Consider the following 16,592-nt stretch of genomic DNA (forward strand, 5'->3'; position numbering starts at 1 on the left):
TAACCCCACCTAATTGCCGGGCAGGCTGACATAGGTTTGCCCGGCATTCATGTTTTCCCGGTTGGACCTGTTCAAAGCGTACTTCCAGCTGTCTGGAGTCAGCAAAAATAAAAATATGAACTAATATTTTCAAACCACTGGCACTAAGAAAGGTTTGTTCACGTGAAGAGAGTATTGGTGTTTGTTGCTCTGTTTTTGATGGGGGCCTCGGTAGTCAAGGCAGAATCCATTGGAGCTCAAGGAAATACTACCCGAACGAATGTCAAAGTGGGGTCAATGCCCTGCAGTGGTGTATTAGGTACACATATGGGGGCTGAGGCTTATTTTGTCGGGCTGGTTCCTTATAAAGGCACGGTACTTTTTGGATCGTTGGATAATGGGGGGCTTGAACCTGATGACAGGAGTACACTCAAGCTCAGCAGCGGAACCTTGAGTGCATTCAGTTTCTGGACAGAAGGTGGTGTTGTCAGAGCCTCAGAGTTTGATGAGACAAAGTATTCGCTGAAGGTCGGCAGCTGTACAGGCAATCAAGCCGTGAATACCTCTTCGATGTTGTTGACCCAATGGGTCAGCTCTGACCAAAAAACGAAAGTTCAGCTCAATGGTGGCAGTTTTCAGGATGATGTATTTAACCACTGTTTTGTGAGCACTTATGGCAATCCACCCAATGATTCTGTTGCATTCTTTTGTGCTTTTACAAAGCCTCCGCTAGTCGAAGAGAATCAAATGATTCCTGACTCAGTACAAACAAGCAGCACGATCATTCTTGAACAGTTGAGTGACACCAGGCTATTTGAAAAGGTGTGTCGATCAGCGGGAGAGCAGGATAAGGGCCTGGCTTTTGACAGTTGTGTCAGCAGTTTCAAAAAACAGTTGAGTTTAATTGAACAGTATCAGGATCAAGCTGACTCAATAGAGTAATTGTAAAGAGGGCTCAGGGAAGAGCCCTTGGAAACCATTATCGGACCATGCCAATAAATTGCAGAACCGAACCATTGGGATGGTGGATGTATTGAAGCCCGGTGAAGCCTTGAGTCTGGAAGGTGTTTTGCAGCCGGTTCACCATCGGGTAGCGCATCTTGGTTAAGAGTTTGCCAGACAGTTTGTCAAAAAACAGAATATCCAGCCCCTGCATCCCCTGTTGAATTGCCACCTTGAAAGCCGGGAATTCATTCAGTTCCATAGGACGCCCTCTGGAAGCTGGGTTCCCCAGCGTCACTGGCAGTGTCACGGCATAGCCTTTGGAATCAGGATTTTTTTGAAAATAAAAATTCAGGGCCGCCTCCTGGGCTCTGGCCTGAGTCAGTGGCGAAATGAGCAGGACGCAAAGGCTGGCCAGCACCAGGGTGATCCTTTTCATTGTGATTCCTTTCATTAGAGTCTCTGCAATTATTTCTCGACAGTCCGGTTAAAAACATAAGTTTGGCTGTGTTTCCTACCTAGCTGAATGGGCATAACTGCATGGGTTTTGCCCGTGATTCCACGATATTGAATGATGGTGTACTGCTGTACTGTTACGGCAGTACATTTTCAAGGTAGTCATGCACAACGATGTCAGCGAAATCATGGTCAGAAGTATTGGATCTGATTCAGAGTCAGCCGGACAGGAAGGCTCTGGACAGAGTTATGGAAGTGCTTCTGACTCCCGAAGAGCAGGAAGCAGTGGCTTCCAGACTGGCCATAATGAGAGCGTTACTGAATGGGGAAGCTTCACAGCGTGAGATTGCTGCACGTTTTGGGGTCAGTATTGCCAAGGTCACTCGTTGTTCAAATTACCTGAAAAGATTAGATCAACAGGAAAAGCAGATCTTAGAAGCCGATATATGAGTGAAGCAGTCATAGGAAGTCTTCCGGCAGAAAAGCCGGAACAGGAAGGCAGTATCCTGGGGGGGACCGTCATCGTGGCAGGGACCGCCATCGGTGCCGGCATGTTTTCATTGCCCATTGCAACCAGTGGTATGTGGTTTGGGTATTCAGTGGCCTTGATGCTGATTACCTGGTATTGCATGTACAGTTCGGCTTTGTACCTGTTGGAAACCAATCTTCGCTTTCCTCGGGGAGCCAGCTTTGACACCATGGCACAGGCTACTTTGGGCAGTGCCGGCCGGATCGTGAATGGTGCTTCTGTGGCGTTTCTCTGCTACATCCTGACCTATGCCTACATATCCGGTGGCAGTTCAATTATTACCTACAGTCTTCAGTCCGTTGCGGGTATCAGCCTGACAGCAGGCAAGGCCAGTCTGATTTTTGCTGTGGTGCTTGCCGTGATCGTGGTGGCTGGAACCCGTGCGGTGGACAGAGTCACAACGGCTTTACTGGGTGGCATGATCATCACTTTCCTGACGTCCACCGGTGGACTGGTCAGCGAAGCCCAATCGGTAAAACTCTTTCCAGGTCTGAATCTGGCTGAAACTGTGCCTTATTCACTGGTGGCTCTGAGTTTTCTGGCAGTCAGCTTTGGTATGCAAACCGCGGTTCCCAGCCTGACGAAGTATTATAATCGTGATGGCTCACGGGTTCGCAATGCTTTGCTTTGGGGGTCTCTGCTGACTCTGGGCATTTATGTGATTTGGCAGATCGCCATTTTCGGAAATATTGATCGAAGTGAGTTCCCGGCCATTATTGCTGCCGGAGGCAATATCGGAAACATCATGGGCGCTTTGGCGGATACGGGACTGGATTTGAAAGTGTCCTCACTGCTGCAGCTCTTTTCCAATATGGCTGTGGCCAGTTCATTCCTGGGTGTAGCCTTATGTCTTTATGACTATATTTCTGATCTGTTTGGTTTTGACGACAGTTTCTCTGGACGACTAAAAACCGCAACCATCACTTTTGTGCCACCCACACTGCTGGGGGTGCTGCTACCCAATGGTTTCATCACTGCGATTGGTTTTGCGGGGCTGGTCATGGTGATCTTCTGTGTGCTGTCACCGGTATTAATGGCCTGGATTGGACGTCAGAAGTCGAATAAAGGCTATCAGGTACCAGGCGGCATGCCTCGTATGGTGCTGGTATTTGCTTTCGGGGTACTGGCCATGACACTGGCAGGAATGGATGCTTTTGGGTTGTTACTGGCTTTCGGTAAATAAGTTGAATGTTGACGGTCGATGGTTAATAAAAAAGAGCAGGCTTTGAGCCTGCTCTTTTGCTGTTACAGGATGACCACACCCGGGATCAGGAAGAAAAGCATAGCGTTCACAATAGAGAGCACGATGCTCATGATCACCGCCCACCAGAAACCGTCAATTTTGAAGCTGTCCATAAAGTAATCCACAATCATCAGCATCAGGGCGTTCAGAACCAGAGTGAACAGACCCAGGGTGAGAATGGTGATGGGCAGAGTCAGGAAAAACAGAATCGGTTTGACGAAGGTGTTGACCACCGCCAATAGTATGGATACCAGAACGGCACTGCCGTAGCTTTTGATTTCAACACCCTTGAGGATTCTGGCGGTAATGAAAACAGCCAGACCATTGATCAGGAAGTACAAAATCAGGCTCAGCATGGCAGATAGTCTCCAGAGGGTATTGGGTGCCTTTTGCACATTACACCATACTACATCTTTTCCTGTCAGGAGTGCTTGTTCCTTCAAGCCTTGTATTGTTTAACCGATTAATCTGGTGATGACGCCAGGAAAAGTTATTCCATGATCCCTCCTTCTCAGTCTGATGCTGGCAGGCCCAGAAGAAAGAGAGCTGCTGAGCAGGATGTGTCTCATGAAACCACTAAACGCACTCATACAGCGGCAAAGACGGGCAGGGGAAAACAGGTTTCTCGAGCCCGGGGTAAGAGGCGGGTTCCGGAGACTGACTACCAGACCAGCCAAAATCCCGTGAGCTCTCGCCCAGCTTCTATTCTGAATCCTCAATGCATACGGCTTAGCGAGTTTGAAAACTTCCAGACGGTTCAGGAAGCCAGACAGCTTTTTCAACAACAAAGTAGAGTTATAGCGGGTGACAGTTCAGCCGTTGTCGGACAAAAGGGTGCCATTGCTGCCCGGTCTTTCAGGAAAGGAGAGGTGATTGCATTTTATGAAGGGAAGCCGGTTTTCAGAAAGAAAGTGCCTGCATCCGTTCGTTGGGTTCGTGGTCAGAAACTCACAAAAGCACTTCGCAAACAGAAGCTTTATGTGGCCTGGCAAAGAGAGGGTGAACAGATTCGCTTTCTCGCTCGACCTGACCGGCATGTAGCCTGGTCAAGGGCGACCCTGTTTGGAACGGGGATTGAATTAGGCATAAACGGGATTGAGGGGGGCGGTCCTATCGCCATGATCAATCATAGTGAGACCCCTAATGCCGCGCTGAAAACGCTGGTGGATAAAAATAAACTGGCTTCAGGTTCTCGCCATGCCTTTCAAAAGCTTTATCTGGATTCAGAGACATTTGATCAGGACTCTATGGCGATTGCGGTCTATGCCCTGAAGAACATTTCTGCCGGGGATGAAATCCTGGGGGACTATCGACAAGGCTCCCGGGATAGGGAAGAGGCTCCTGATTTTTCGATTGTTGGCCAGAATCTTCTGCTGATCAGTGATGACCGGGTAACAGTGGATGGCTTTAATGTTTATTTCTCCAGAGACCGGTCTTTCTCAGCGCCGATAACCGTGGCGGATGCTGAGTCCATGGAGGTTGAGGAGAGTTCAGACAGTTTGCCAGAGTCTGAATCACTGTCACTTTCAGATGAGTTCTTTTCGTCTCTTAGTCATGATTCTATGACGGGGTCTGAATTAGCGAGTTTTCTGGAGGAGACGGATGATCCTTTTGCCATGATGGGGCTCTCTCAGAAGGCATTGACTGAGATGCACAGGCTTTTTTCTGGCGAAACAGGCTCTGCACAAGAGTATTTGAGAATTATCCGGGAAGAGGTAAAAGAGGACCAAACGCCTCCCTTCAGTGCCTTGAAAGCTTATCTTTTTCTAATGCTTCTGCGACATATGGGCAGTAAGAGGGCTCTGAATACTATAGCCAGTGCTTTTATGAAAATGGAGCCCATTGGTCCCTATGGCACCAAAGAATGGCCATGGAGTTCAGATACCGTATTTCAAATGTTTTTGGATCATGAATTATTAGGTATTCGTGAACTATTTGAGTTGATGCCACTGACATGGCTGAAAGAGCATCCTGAACATACAGAGGCGTATATCTGTCAACGTTATCTTTCTGGCAGAGTAGTAAATGTCAGTAATGCCCTCAATCAGTTCGAGATTTTCAGGGGGGATGGTACTCCATGGACTCCGACATTGTGTGCAACCATGATGTTGTCGCGGAATATAGTCGACTTTGCTGCAGGGCCGGAGCTGGAGCGAATGCTAACCCAGCCAGAACATCGGCAGGATTTGTATTGGGAAATGCGGTTTGGCAGTAAGGAGGCATTTTGCCGATTTTTTCTGGAAGAGTTGGAGCGCCATCAGGCTGAAGGGTTCGATCGAAGTCTGGGTCAGGTGTTTAAACTCCTGAAACTATGCAGTCTTGAGTTGAGAGTGGGGAGTCAGTTATTTGAGCCTTGTCTGGATGCCGCTTTTCATGTTGTGGAATCAGAGCCTGAAAAGCATATTGCAGTGGCAGCACTCGCAAAGGAAAAACTCCAGCAATATGAGCAAAATCTTATTGATCGGATTGTTAATAAAACGGATGCCAACAACAGCAGCAGTACACTCTGGCTGGACCGGATCAAAGGTGACAGGCTTTCGATAGCCAGAAAGAGAAGTCCGGATTTACCTGCAAAAATTCTCCGCTATTTTCTCCAGATGAAAAAGGTGGAAGAAAACAATCGATTTCTTGATGCTACAGTCAAGGCTCTCAGTAACAACGGCATACCCAAATTTCATCTATCCCCTGATGATCCTGCATACGTTTCAAAGTGGGGTCGATCAGATATCAAAGCCTATATGGAAGCTGTTGAAGAAGTGCCTGATGGTTTTTTTGGTAGACAAGATCAATTGACCTGAACATTTCTGACAGGTTAAAAGAAGCGTGACTGATAGCTATAATTTTTTTGAAGCCTGAGTGGTTTCAGAAGCATTAATTGTTTCCTGAACTTGGAACTGTTTTTACTTTCTGTATTTCATATATGGACGTAAAACTATGTTTACTTCTGGTGTCGGCTTAATTTAAGTGTTCAGGGTCTGGATAATTAATTAGCACAACTTCTTCATTCAACTAAAAATTCTAATCTATAGTTAATTTTTTCTACTAACACACTAAAGATATGAGAGTAAGAAAATATCTTTTAGTCATGACGCTCTATTTCTTTTTTATTTATGCTCAAGCCTCAAACGCTGACTATTTTGTCAGTATCATTCGGCATGGAGATAGAGCTCCAGTCCGTCCACTTGAACCAGAGCAGTGGCCTTATGGAAAAGGAGAGCTTACCGATGAAGGTATTGAGCAATGTAAAGATATTGGTCTCAAGGTACGCGAAAGTTTGTTATCAAACGACTTTCCTCGTCAGTGGCATTCCGGGCTCAGCAGACATTATGCACGAAACTTTAATCGTACCATACAGAGTGCCCATGCAATTCTGAGTAATATATATCCAGAAAGTTATGATAATTTTGAGAGTAACAGAGTGCCAGATCCTAAGTTACCATCGTTGGTGACAGTGCCTGAAGAATCTTTACTTGGAGGTCCTCATGCCTGTAACGATAGGGCATTCTATAGAATCATTGATCAGCTTGATGCCTCAAAGCTGTGGCAGAAAAAGAAACTAAGTCTACGTTCCTGGTTGCCCAAAGATATGTCTAAGGGGCCCTATACAATGCGACAGATCCAATTTCTAGGAGATGCGCTTTTCGCCCGTAAGAAGCATAACAAGCCATTGCCTGATGAATACTCCTTAAATCAAGAGAAGCACCTTATAGAGGCCAAAAACTGGTTTTTCGAGCAAATCAGTAGAGAGCCCCGAATTATGGGAATGACCAGCCATAAGCTGCTTAAAGAAATACTATCAGCCTTTCAGAATTACTCGAGTTGTCGTCATTGGGAAAAAACTGAAAACTGCGAACATTTTTTGTTGTTTGTTGCCAGCGAGATTAATCTTCAGACTTTTTTGGCTATTATGGGAGCTTCTCAGGATGAAGCAGTCCCCTACGGTGCTCATTTGAACATTCTTCTGAGTTATAATGCCCAGAAGGTTTTTTTAAAGTTAGATAATAAACCCTTAAAACTTCAGGGTTGTCAGGCATACTGCTCCTACGATAAATGGATTAACCTGTTATCTCGAGCTATTGCTATAGCTGAAAATACACCCTGTTTTTTGAAATCAGATCAATTAACAAGTGCCTATACCAAGAAGTTACCCTACTTACAGGTGATTACTGGACAACCCTATATCAGTGAGGCTCACCAGGCTTTGAAGTTGCAGAGAAATATCAATAGATGAAAGCCTTGGTGTGAAGACGGTCAAATATTGTTTCATCAGTTACTGTCAGTTTTTATGATTGAATAAGGATTGAGCAAATAGATGCAGGCTGTTTATACTGTCTAAATCTTATACATGGACGTCAACAATGTTTGTTTCTGAAAACTGGCCTTATATGGTCTCGGGCGTCTGTGCCTTTTTGCTCTGTTGCCTGATTCTTGCCCTGATCTTTAGCAGTAAATTCAGGGAGGACATTACCTCCGGCGATACCAATAAAACCAAAATATTTAATGTCATTACCCTCGAAGGTGCCCTGGTGTTGTCCCTTTGTGGTCTGTTTTTCTATGGATTGATTCAGCCTGTTATCAAGCCGCCGGAACCTTTCTCCCTGTTTGCCAAAGCCAATGGTTTTTCTTTTGAAACACCCACCCAGTTTCTGGATGACTATAAACAGAAAGTGACTGAGTTAAAGGAGAAGAGGGCAAGGGTGACCGAACTGGAATCGGAACTGGAAGGTATGATCAGGGAAGAGAGCCTGGTGTCCTATGTCAAAGCGCTTTCTCCCGATTCTGAACTGAGTATTGTCCTCAGAGAACTGCCACTGAAGCATGAGGGTCCATGGGGACGCTTTAAAAAATCAGAAACCATTCTGGTCTCCATACCGGGGGATGTGAAAGAAGGCGAAGCCTGGGTTTGTCATTCCAGAATTAATGACGACTTCGAACTGATCAGCGATTTGAAAATCAATGAAGAGCCGGTATTAGGCAAGTCGGTCAAGGTAAGCTCTACCAAGTTGATGTTTCCTTCTATGGACTGTGAAGAGCGAGTCTCTATCGACATGCAGATTGCCTGTTCAGATGCTGTGCAATTGTTCGGTGAAACGGTCTTGGCCTGTGATGAAAAAGGCAATGCCCGCTGGAAAATTGAAAAGCCCAGAGAGCTGGCTGTTCTGTCTGTACTCTTGCCGGAAGAGTTAGTCGAGAATCGATTGGCCGAAAACTGAGCTGAATTGACTGCTGATAGAAATATTTCTGTAATACCTTGTAGATAGTCTCCCTCAAAAAGCATGGGACACTTTTAGTAGTGGCTCACTTTATTGCAGCCAAGCGTTAATGCTCATACACACTCCGTTCATCCTGAGCTTGTCGAAGGATGCTGGTATTGCACTTCGACAGGCTCAGTGCGAACGGTATGGGTATAGCGCTTAGCTGTATGAAATTCACTTGTGATCCATGCAAAGAAAATAATAAATAATGAGGGAACCTTGCATGTCACTGGGACAAAACCATCAGGACTACCACGACGGTCTGGAAGCTATGGATGATCAGGTCGATAATCCGACGGATTCCGGCTCCCTGAATGAACTGGTTGAAAGTGGTCGCCGAAACTTTCTGAAAGGTGGTCTGGGTCTGGCAATGGCTGGCTTTCTGGGGGGCGCAGGGCTGCCCAGTACCGCTCAGGCTCACTATCGTCCTTCTTCGCGTCCGGATATCGGCTTCAGTCCTATCCCTGTTGAGCAAAGCCCTGATTTTGATAGCGTTACCGTCCCTGAAGGTTATTCAGCCCAAGCGTTTTTTTCATGGGGAGATCCTGTAGAAAAAGGGGCTCCGGCCTGGCAGAAAGACGCTAGCAATACCTGGCAGGACCAGATGAAGCAGGCTGGTCAGAACCATGACGGCATATGGTTTTTCCCGTTCAAGGATAAACCCAATGATCAGGGGCTGCTGGTCATGAATCATGAATACATCAATCCAACCCTTCACCCTGATGGCCTGACGTTCAAGGAAAACGAGAATGGCCTGCGTTTTCGTCCTGAGAGTGAAGTCAAAAAAGAGATCGCCGCCCATGGTGTCAGCATCATTGAAGTGAAAAAGAATGCTGAGGGTGCCTGGGTTCGGGTGATGGATTCAAAATACAATCGTCGTATTACTGGCATGACGCCCATGACTTTGACCGGCGAAGCGGCGGGCACTGACATGCTGAAAACCGTTGCCGACCCTGAAGGTCGTACCGTTCTGGGTACATTGAATAACTGTGCCATGGGGTTCACTCCCTGGGGCACTTATCTGACCTGTGAAGAGAACTGGAAGAATTATTTTGTAAACAGGGATAAGGAAGATTACGCGCAGAGAGCTTCCCACCACCGCTACGGTGTTTCCAATAAGCAGAACAGTAAATACTATGCCTGGGAGTCTGTCGAAGCCCGGTTCAATGCCACTCCTGATTCAGAGCAGCCTCATGGCGGTTATGTTAACGAACCTAATCGTTTTGGCTGGGTAGTGGAGATTGATCCCTTTGATCCAAAAAGCGCCCCTAAAAAGCGAACTGCCATGGGGCGTTTGGTCAGGGAATGTTCCACTCTGTCATTGGGGCAGGATGGTCAGATGGCTTTCTACTTTGGTGATGATACCCGGGGTGAATATGTTTATAAGTTTGTTCCGGACAAAGCCTATGATGCCAGACGTTTAAGCGCGAACTCAGAGATTCTCGACAGTGGTACGCTCTATGCGGCTGTTTTCCATGAAGATGGAAAAGGCGAGTGGAAGCCACTGGTTTTTGGTCAGGGTGGATTAACCCGCCGCAATGGTTTCTTCAGTCAGGCGGATGTCCTGGTCAATGCCCGTCGGGCTGCTGATATTGTGGGTGCAACCACAATGGACAGACCTGAATGGGTAGCTGTGCATCCGACGACCCGGGAAGTGTATGTCACTTTGACCAATAACAAGCACCGGGGTAGGAAAGACGATCAGCCCACCAACGCTGTTAACCCGAGGAAAGACAACCGCCACGGCCAGATTGTCCGTTTTACAGAAGAAAAATCTGACCCAGCGGCTACAAGCTTTGACTGGGAGCTATTCCTGTTGGCGGGTGACCGTCCGGGAGCAACCTTGCCCGATAACAGTAAGGTGCCTGAAAACTTTATCGGTAATATCAAAGGCGATATTTTCTCTTCCCCGGATGGCATCTGGTTTGATTTCCAGGGTCGCCTGTGGATCCAGACCGATTATGGCGATGACAGTGCCAGAAACTACAACATGGGCACCAACCAGATGCTTTGCTGTGACCCGTTAACGGCTGAGGTGAAGCGTTTTATGGTAGGACCCAGAGGTTGTGAGATTACCGGTGTCACCACTACACCAGATGGTAAGACCATGTGGGTAAATATCCAACACCCGGAAATCAGTTTCCCGGCCAGTGATGGTAAAACCCGTCCTCGCTCTACTACGGTTATGATTACCAAAAATGATGGCGGTATTATTGGTAGCTAATCAACAAAGCAGGGCAGGAACATAAATCACTGCCCTGCTTTGACTTTCTATCAGGGAGTAATGTAGCTCAGAACTCGTCAAAAAATTCATTCTGTGCTTCTTCTTTATCCTTTATATGAGCAGTGCAAAATTCCAGGCTGGTATTGTGGTCGCAGCCTCGGTCAAAAGTAATTTTGCTTGGGACGCTGGTTTTATGGTGAGTTATGCGACCATAAGTCACTCCGATAGTTGCGTTTGTTTTGGTTGAAAGCGTCAATGAAGAAGAGTCATCCTTTATGGTGAATTTGGCATAGGACATGCCTTTTACATGAGTGCAATCATCTTTATTGTCTTTGCTGAGAAGCCAGCAAAGCCCTTCAGAGTCTCCAGATTTAATGGAGCCGGATCGGTTATAGGAACTGTTGCCATAGGTGTATTCCAGTGAATAGCTGGAATTGTTCTGTACAGTCATGTGGCCCGCTGTACAAGGGCAATCTGCTCTTGCAGCTTGAATATATAAGCAAAGTATCAGAGCCGTATTTAATGTTTTTATTGGGTGTTTCATGCTGGCATCCAGGTATCTGAACAAGTAATTAATGCTGGTTATTCCTGAATAAATACATACTCCTTCAAAGTCAGCTGCTGAGTCAGTCTGGATGCCAATGTAGCAAATCCAACCCGGGTGCCACTGAGGTCATATACGGACAGTTTGGAGCGTAAAAAGGTATCACCCAGAATCCAGCTATTGTCGTCTATTGCGTCAATGCCCAATTGGCAGTGCAGTTTGTTTTGCTGATCTGGAACCTTGATGACATAAAAGGCGGGTGTCAGGTCATAGCTGAATTGCGATAACTGGATTTTGATGGTGGGCAGTTTGTCCAGATCAGAGCAGTCTTCCTTCACTTTTATGTCGTTCTGGAATTGAGCCAGAACCGCTTTGGGAACAATCAGTTGCGAAGTGCCTGAGTCTACGACAGCAGGGCAACCTTGGTGTGGGCATTGAATACTCAAAGACGACTGGCCGACTTTCAGGTCATGCAAACCAATGGTGAAGTAAAACCGGGTAGGGGTCTTTGAGTCGATAGGGATTAACGGATGCCACTGGATTTTACCCTGGTAATAATGGCTATCCGGATCTCCAAGGAAGAGTCGGCTGTCTTCTCCATCGGCCTTGTTCGATAAATAAAGGGCAAACCGGGCTTTCTTTATCACCTGGGTTTGTGCTGCATTTTCTATCCAGGTAGGCAGCTTACCAATGGCCAGTTCTTTAAAAGCCATACCAAAAATGCCGTCAAAACCTGAATTCTTGAAAAACTTGTCTATGGCCAGTGCTATTCCAAACCCCTGCTTTTTTACTACCAGTCCAGCCAGAGTGACTTGGTCATAACTTTGGGACGCATTTACGGCACCGGTTCCGTATTTCAATTGAAACCCCTGATCCGTTCCCTGAAACGTGTGGCTGGAAGCCTGGTTGAACTGATGCTTGCCCTCACATCCTTCGCTCTGACACTGGGAACCCGGAATCCAGATATTGGCTGAACCGGTATCCAGAACAGCTGTGAATGGCTGGTGATCTGAGCCAATCTGGAAAGTGCTGAAATACACTGTCCGGAAATAGTTGCTAATAGGGGCACTGCCTGATGCCTCTTCCAGAAGATTCATCGATGGAATAGCGGTATCCATGATGTAGTGCATGGCACGAATGGGGGCAGACGCCGAACTGGCGGAGGGATTCACGACGGCAACCACACGGGGTTTTGCCATAGCGGAGATGCATGTCAGGAGCAGGAGAATGATTAAGGTTGCTTTCAGATTCAGTGAAGGTGTCATGGTGAAGCCTCTGGTTTTGAAGCGTCGAAAGGAAAGTGATCTTGATTCAGGTTTTGATGAAGATAGTAGAGTCTGGCTGAGATACACCCCGCGCGGTCAGACTTTTTTCTGCCAAAACGGGGTTGAAGCAGGCGTTATTCGCAAATAGCACTAAAGTACTGTTCAAATCCCCCTGCATAGGTAAAATACGCAAGTCTTGTGCACACAAGCCCTTCGAAGAAAGGGTAGATAAAAGCGACAAAAAGCGAGATATCGTGCTGACTCCCGGGGGGGAGGTAGTCGTATTTCAATAAGTTTAAGTGGAAGTAACAATCTTTCATTGAACCGGGTGCTGTCTTATCCAGACTGCCACCAGACTCTGGCAGATTTTTCACATTATAAAAACTGGAAGTAACTGAGTTCTGGCCGAACCGGAACCGTGGAGTGAAACATAATGAAAAAAATAGCGGCATTTCTGACGTTTATGCTGGCTTTTAGCACCAGCCTTTTTGCTTCTGACAATGCGCTCTGGCAGAAGTCTACCCTGAACGAAATTATTGAACGTAAAACCCTGCGTGTGGGCATGGAAGCGGGCTACATGCCCTTTGAAATGACCAACAAACGTGGTGATATTGTTGGCTTTGACGTGGATATTGCCCGTCAGATGGCTAAGGCCATGGGTGTAAAGCTGGAACTGGTTAATACCGCCTGGGACGGCATCATCCCATCTCTGCTGACCGGTAAGTTTGACATCATCATGTCCGGCATGACCCTGACACCTCAGCGTAACCTGCAGATTAATTTTGCACAGCCATACATTGTCGTAGGTCAGACCATCCTGCTGCGCAAGGGCCTGGAAGGTGAGATCAAGAGCTACAAGGATCTGAACGACAAGAAATACACCGTGGCTACCAAGCTGGGTACTACCGGTGAACAGGCTACCAAGCGTTACCTGGGCAAAGCCAATATCCGTCTGTTTGAAACAGAAGCGGATGGCGCTCTGGAAGTGGCTAACGGTAAAGCCGATGCTTTCGTCTATGACCTGCCTTTCAATGCGATCTACTCCAGCCAGAACCCTGGCAAGCTGACTCACCTGGACACAGCCTTCACTCATGAGCCACTGGCCTGGGGTATCCGCAAGGGTGATCCTGACTTCGAAAACTGGTTGAACAACTTTATGCGTCAGATCAAGGGTGATGGTACCTACGACAAGATCTACAGCAAGTGGTTCGAAAGCTCCGATTGGCAGAAGACTCTGAACTAAGTGTTGGGCAGTAAACCCTTAGCGGACCGTCCGCTGCAAATGGAAAAGCAGCCAAATCAGGTTCTCTGGAACCTGTTTTTCGCTGTGCTGTTGCTGCTGATGGGCGTGGGTATCTACAAATCCAGTCAGTCGATCGACTACATCTGGCGCTGGGAGCGCATTCCACAGTACATCTTTTACAAGGCAGAAAATCCACTCAGGGCAGAATACGACGGAACTGTTTTAACAAACGACAGTGGCAAGCTTGTCCTGATTAATGACTTTGACGATTCTGAACAGACTGTCATTGAAGGTTTTACAGAAGTTCAGGTCTATGAAGGGGATCTGGTCTTTGAAGGCGACTTGCTGGCCGTTAGTTATGAATGGAAGCCCGGGCCTATAGCCAATGGCCTGGTCATGACCATCAAGCTGTCGCTGGTGTCCATTGTGTTTGCGATATTACTGGGGGTTATTTCTGGACTGGCCCGAATATCGCCTAATCCGGCACTTCGGAATCTGTCGGTGCTCTACATCGAAGTGATCCGGGGTACTCCGTTACTGGTGCAGATATTTATTGTCTACTTCTTTATCGGTACGGTACTTCATCTTGATCGCTTCACGGCGGGTGTTGCTGCACTGTCTATTTTTACCGGTGCGTACATTGCCGAGATTATTCGGGCAGGCATTGAATCCATTAACAAAGGTCAGATGGAAGCAGGCCGCAGTCTGGGTATGAGCCGTGGTGCTACCATGCGCTATATCATTCTGCCTCAGGCTTTCAAGCAGGTGTTGCCACCTCTGGCAGGGCAGTTTATCAATCTGATCAAGGACTCTTCCCTGGTATCGGTGATATCCCTGACCGATCTGACAAAAGCCGGCCGTGAGACCGTCAGCAGCACTTTCAGTCCCTTTGAGGTCTGGTTTACTGTGGCTCTGCTCTATCTGGTTCTGACCGGTGTTCTGTCCTATGTCGTCAGAAGAATGGAGGTGAAGTATGCCGCAAGAAACTGACGCCATTATCACTGTGACAGACATTCACAAGGTATACCCCAACGGGGTTCATGCTCTCAATAATGTCAGTCAGACCATTAAAGAAGGTGAAGTAGTGGTTGTGGTTGGGCCCAGTGGTTCAGGCAAATCCACTTTTCTGAGAACCCTGAACCAGCTGGAAACCATCAATGCCGGTGAGATTGTGGTGGATGGTATTTCCCTGACCACACCAGGAGATGTGAATAAGCTGAGGGAAGAAGTGGGCATGGTTTTCCAGTCCTTCAACCTCTTCCCACACCTGAGTGTTCTGGACAACATCTGTCTGGCACCCATGAAAGTCAGGGGAATTTCCCGAAGTGATGCTGAAGACAGGGCCGTGGAACTGTTAGCAAAAGTCGGTCTGTCCGATAAGGCTAAAAGTTTTCCGCCACAACTGTCTGGCGGCCAGCAACAGCGTGTGGCCATAGCCCGTGCACTGGCTATGCAACCCAAGATCATGTTGTTTGATGAACCCACTTCTGCACTGGATCCTGAAATGGTGGGTGAGGTTCTGGAGGTTATGAAACAACTGGCTCGCTCGGGTATGACCATGGTGGTGGTGACCCATGAAATGGGCTTTGCCCGTGAAGTGGCCGACCGGGTCCTGTTCATGGAATCCGGCGAACTGTTAGAAGACAGTGTTCCGGAACATTTCTTTGATAACCCTGACAGTGAACGCCTGCAGGCGTTCCTGAGCCAGGTGATCTGAGTTAATTTGAGTCTGTCAGCGGTTCATGTCTGGCAGACTCAAAATTCCAGCTCATTTCTAAAGTTCATGTATGTTTCATCACTGGTCAGCTCAGGAATAGAGTCAGTAGCCTTGATGAGTGCTTCCCAGGTGAAGGGTGCGGTTTCTTTATGGGAAACGCTGAATTTGTCCAGAGACCATAACAGCATCAGCATCAGAGTTTGTTCAAACTCAGAGTGCGAATAGTCCATCACAATGCTTCTTATATGCCAGTCCTCGGCCCCGATCAGATAAGCCAGCTGTTTCCAGTAGGGTTGTATGATTTCTAATAGTCGGTAGTCCTTATTCCCCAGAATAAGGTGGTTCAGCTGTTGGAATTTTGGGAGTTCACCCGGCTGAATCCGTTTGCTGGCTGTTCTTCTTTGAGGACTGATTCGTCCCAGGTCGGGGCATACATCCAGAAAATCTTCCTTCATAGATGCGTTGATAATGTGTTTCCTGATGTCAGGCTCGAGCCATCCAGCCCGGAGAATCTTGTGATCACTGATTGTCTGTTTTGCTGAAGCTTGATGGGTTTGCTGATACAGAAATTCATCCAGTGGATGACGGTGATGATAATTGTAAAAGACCTCAATATCTCTGATCTGTGCTTTCGATACTCCAAGGGCTTCAGCCACTTCTCGCCAGAATGGACGCAGTATCTCTGTGAATCGGAGAGTGATCTGATTCACTTCCAGATGAGAAATATTTTCTCCACTGGGTGTTTCTGTCATGTCCAGAAGGTGTGGCTTTGCTTCGATCAGGGCTTCATAGGTGGATAAATCTGGAATAGTGAACGCCGCGTCTATCAGTGGCTCCCAGCTGTCAGCAGGTTGGTCACTAATATCACCGTTTAACCAGAGCATTAAAATTTGTTCAATGGCTGTGGCACTCAGAGTGAAATGCATGATTCTATAAAGCTGCAGGGGAGAACTTTCCAAATTGAGAGCTATTTTGCTCCAATACGGTTGAAGTTTGAGATAGTAAATACAGGACTGAGCTTCGCCTGGCCATTTGTCGTCTGCATTGTTGTACGAGGGTTCGGAGTGGGTGGCTGGAAGTACTTTCGTGATAGAAGGTTTTGCCTGACTCACAATGCACTGGGCAGTAAAGAGTATGAGAACGAATAGCTGAACAGCCCGTGTCATGAATGCTTCCCCTATCAATATTTTTTTTC

Annotated in this window: 16 protein-coding genes; 11 read left to right on the top strand and 5 right to left on the bottom strand. The window is 47.2% G+C overall.

All coding sequences use genetic code 11. The features are described 5' to 3' along the window. Positions 1-162: 162 nt before the first annotated feature. A complete protein-coding gene (locus WG89_RS18800) occupies positions 163-921 on the top strand; it encodes a hypothetical protein (protein ID WP_153301687.1) in 759 nt (252 codons plus the stop codon). A 37-nt stretch (positions 922-958) separates the two neighbouring features. Here WG89_RS18800 and WG89_RS18805 read toward each other — a convergent pair whose 3' ends face one another. Continuing rightward, positions 959-1,360 carry a hypothetical protein gene (locus WG89_RS18805; protein WP_153301688.1) on the bottom strand — a complete coding sequence of 134 codons (402 nt, stop codon included), beginning with the start codon at positions 1,358-1,360 and terminating at the stop codon, positions 959-961. 191 nt (positions 1,361-1,551) lie between these two features. On the opposite strand from WG89_RS18805, the gene trpR reads away from it, so the two are divergent. Beyond that, positions 1,552-1,827, top strand: a complete 276-nt coding sequence (gene trpR, locus WG89_RS18810; protein ID WP_062268697.1) for a trp operon repressor — start codon at positions 1,552-1,554, stop codon at positions 1,825-1,827. Beyond that, positions 1,824-3,089, top strand: coding sequence for an aromatic amino acid transport family protein (locus WG89_RS18815; protein ID WP_062268699.1), 1,266 nt, complete (start codon positions 1,824-1,826; stop codon positions 3,087-3,089). Before trpR ends, WG89_RS18815 begins: the two co-directional genes overlap by 4 nt. 62 nt (positions 3,090-3,151) lie before the next feature. Here WG89_RS18815 and WG89_RS18820 read toward each other — a convergent pair whose 3' ends face one another. Beyond that, positions 3,152-3,505, bottom strand: coding sequence for a phage holin family protein (locus tag WG89_RS18820; RefSeq protein ID WP_216638516.1), 354 nt, complete (start codon positions 3,503-3,505; stop codon positions 3,152-3,154). 141 nt (positions 3,506-3,646) lie between these two features. On the opposite strand from WG89_RS18820, the gene WG89_RS18825 reads away from it, so the two are divergent. From WG89_RS18825 to WG89_RS18840, 4 genes are all read left to right on the top strand, one after another. After that, entirely contained in the window at positions 3,647-5,947 is a 2,301-nt protein-coding gene (locus tag WG89_RS18825) for an SET domain-containing protein (RefSeq protein ID WP_062268701.1), read from the top strand. A gap of 287 nt (positions 5,948-6,234) precedes the next feature. Further along, complete coding sequence (locus WG89_RS18830; protein ID WP_062268703.1) at positions 6,235-7,380, top strand: histidine phosphatase family protein; 1,146 nt, start codon at positions 6,235-6,237, stop codon at positions 7,378-7,380. A gap of 127 nt (positions 7,381-7,507) precedes the next feature. Then, positions 7,508-8,362 carry a hypothetical protein gene (locus WG89_RS18835; RefSeq protein ID WP_062268705.1) on the top strand — a complete coding sequence of 285 codons (855 nt, stop codon included), beginning with the start codon at positions 7,508-7,510 and terminating at the stop codon, positions 8,360-8,362. A gap of 265 nt (positions 8,363-8,627) precedes the next feature. After that, complete coding sequence (locus WG89_RS18840; RefSeq protein WP_153301690.1) at positions 8,628-10,628, top strand: PhoX family protein; 2,001 nt, start codon at positions 8,628-8,630, stop codon at positions 10,626-10,628. A gap of 67 nt (positions 10,629-10,695) precedes the next feature. Here WG89_RS18840 and WG89_RS18845 read toward each other — a convergent pair whose 3' ends face one another. Then, positions 10,696-11,079, bottom strand: a complete 384-nt coding sequence (locus WG89_RS18845; protein ID WP_062268707.1) for a hypothetical protein — start codon at positions 11,077-11,079, stop codon at positions 10,696-10,698. A 131-nt stretch (positions 11,080-11,210) separates the two neighbouring features. Continuing rightward, a complete protein-coding gene (locus WG89_RS18850; protein ID WP_062268709.1) occupies positions 11,211-12,371 on the bottom strand; it encodes a pepsin-like aspartic protease in 1,161 nt (386 codons plus the stop codon). 28 nt (positions 12,372-12,399) lie between these two features. On the opposite strand from WG89_RS18850, the gene WG89_RS30470 reads away from it, so the two are divergent. From WG89_RS30470 to WG89_RS18870, 4 genes are all read left to right on the top strand, one after another. After that, a complete protein-coding gene (locus WG89_RS30470) occupies positions 12,400-12,585 on the top strand; it encodes a hypothetical protein (RefSeq protein WP_062268711.1) in 186 nt (61 codons plus the stop codon). 285 nt (positions 12,586-12,870) lie between these two features. Then, the gene (locus WG89_RS18860; RefSeq protein WP_062268713.1) at positions 12,871-13,680 is read left to right on the top strand and encodes a transporter substrate-binding domain-containing protein; all 810 of its coding nucleotides are present in this window, start codon (positions 12,871-12,873) and stop codon (positions 13,678-13,680) included. Between the two features lie 39 nt (positions 13,681-13,719). Next, positions 13,720-14,670 (top strand): amino acid ABC transporter permease, encoded by a 951-nt coding sequence (locus WG89_RS18865; protein ID WP_062268753.1) that lies wholly within the window; start codon positions 13,720-13,722, stop codon positions 14,668-14,670. Continuing rightward, positions 14,654-15,397 (top strand): amino acid ABC transporter ATP-binding protein, encoded by a 744-nt coding sequence (locus WG89_RS18870; RefSeq protein ID WP_062268715.1) that lies wholly within the window; start codon positions 14,654-14,656, stop codon positions 15,395-15,397. Before WG89_RS18865 ends, WG89_RS18870 begins: the two co-directional genes overlap by 17 nt. A 38-nt stretch (positions 15,398-15,435) precedes the next feature. On the opposite strand, the gene WG89_RS18875 is transcribed toward WG89_RS18870, so the two are convergent. Beyond that, on the bottom strand, positions 15,436-16,563 hold the full coding sequence (locus tag WG89_RS18875) for a hypothetical protein (RefSeq protein ID WP_062268717.1): 1,128 nt from the start codon (positions 16,561-16,563) through the stop codon (positions 15,436-15,438). Positions 16,564-16,592 lie beyond the last annotated feature (29 nt).

Origin of the sequence: Endozoicomonas arenosclerae, from assembly GCF_001562015.1 — a bacterium.
Classification (GTDB): Bacteria; Pseudomonadota; Gammaproteobacteria; order Pseudomonadales; family Endozoicomonadaceae; genus Endozoicomonas_A; species Endozoicomonas_A arenosclerae.

Bases quoted from the DNA above. Each gene is read 5' to 3' on its own strand.
- WG89_RS18815 (WP_062268699.1), top strand. From the start codon at position 1,824: ATGAGTGAAGCAGTCATAGGAAGTCTTCCGGCAGAAAAGCCGGAACAG.
- WG89_RS18830 (WP_062268703.1), top strand. From the start codon at position 6,235: ATGACGCTCTATTTCTTTTTTATTTATGCTCAAGCCTCAAACGCTGAC.
- WG89_RS18820 (WP_216638516.1), bottom strand. From the start codon at position 3,505: ATGCTGAGCCTGATTTTGTACTTCCTGATCAATGGTCTGGCTGTTTTC.
- WG89_RS18835 (WP_062268705.1), top strand. From the start codon at position 7,508: ATGTTTGTTTCTGAAAACTGGCCTTATATGGTCTCGGGCGTCTGTGCC.
- WG89_RS18845 (WP_062268707.1), bottom strand. From the start codon at position 11,079: ATGACTGTACAGAACAATTCCAGCTATTCACTGGAATACACCTATGGC.
- WG89_RS18865 (WP_062268753.1), top strand. From the start codon at position 13,720: ATGGAAAAGCAGCCAAATCAGGTTCTCTGGAACCTGTTTTTCGCTGTG.
- WG89_RS18840 (WP_153301690.1), top strand. From the start codon at position 8,628: ATGTCACTGGGACAAAACCATCAGGACTACCACGACGGTCTGGAAGCT.
- WG89_RS30470 (WP_062268711.1), top strand. From the start codon at position 12,400: ATGATTAAGGTTGCTTTCAGATTCAGTGAAGGTGTCATGGTGAAGCCT.
- WG89_RS18850 (WP_062268709.1), bottom strand. From the start codon at position 12,371: ATGGCAAAACCCCGTGTGGTTGCCGTCGTGAATCCCTCCGCCAGTTCG.
- WG89_RS18825 (WP_062268701.1), top strand. From the start codon at position 3,647: ATGATCCCTCCTTCTCAGTCTGATGCTGGCAGGCCCAGAAGAAAGAGA.
- WG89_RS18870 (WP_062268715.1), top strand. From the start codon at position 14,654: ATGCCGCAAGAAACTGACGCCATTATCACTGTGACAGACATTCACAAG.
- trpR (WP_062268697.1), top strand. From the start codon at position 1,552: ATGTCAGCGAAATCATGGTCAGAAGTATTGGATCTGATTCAGAGTCAG.
- WG89_RS18875 (WP_062268717.1), bottom strand. From the start codon at position 16,563: ATGACACGGGCTGTTCAGCTATTCGTTCTCATACTCTTTACTGCCCAG.
- WG89_RS18860 (WP_062268713.1), top strand. From the start codon at position 12,871: ATGAAAAAAATAGCGGCATTTCTGACGTTTATGCTGGCTTTTAGCACC.
- WG89_RS18805 (WP_153301688.1), bottom strand. From the start codon at position 1,360: ATGAAAAGGATCACCCTGGTGCTGGCCAGCCTTTGCGTCCTGCTCATT.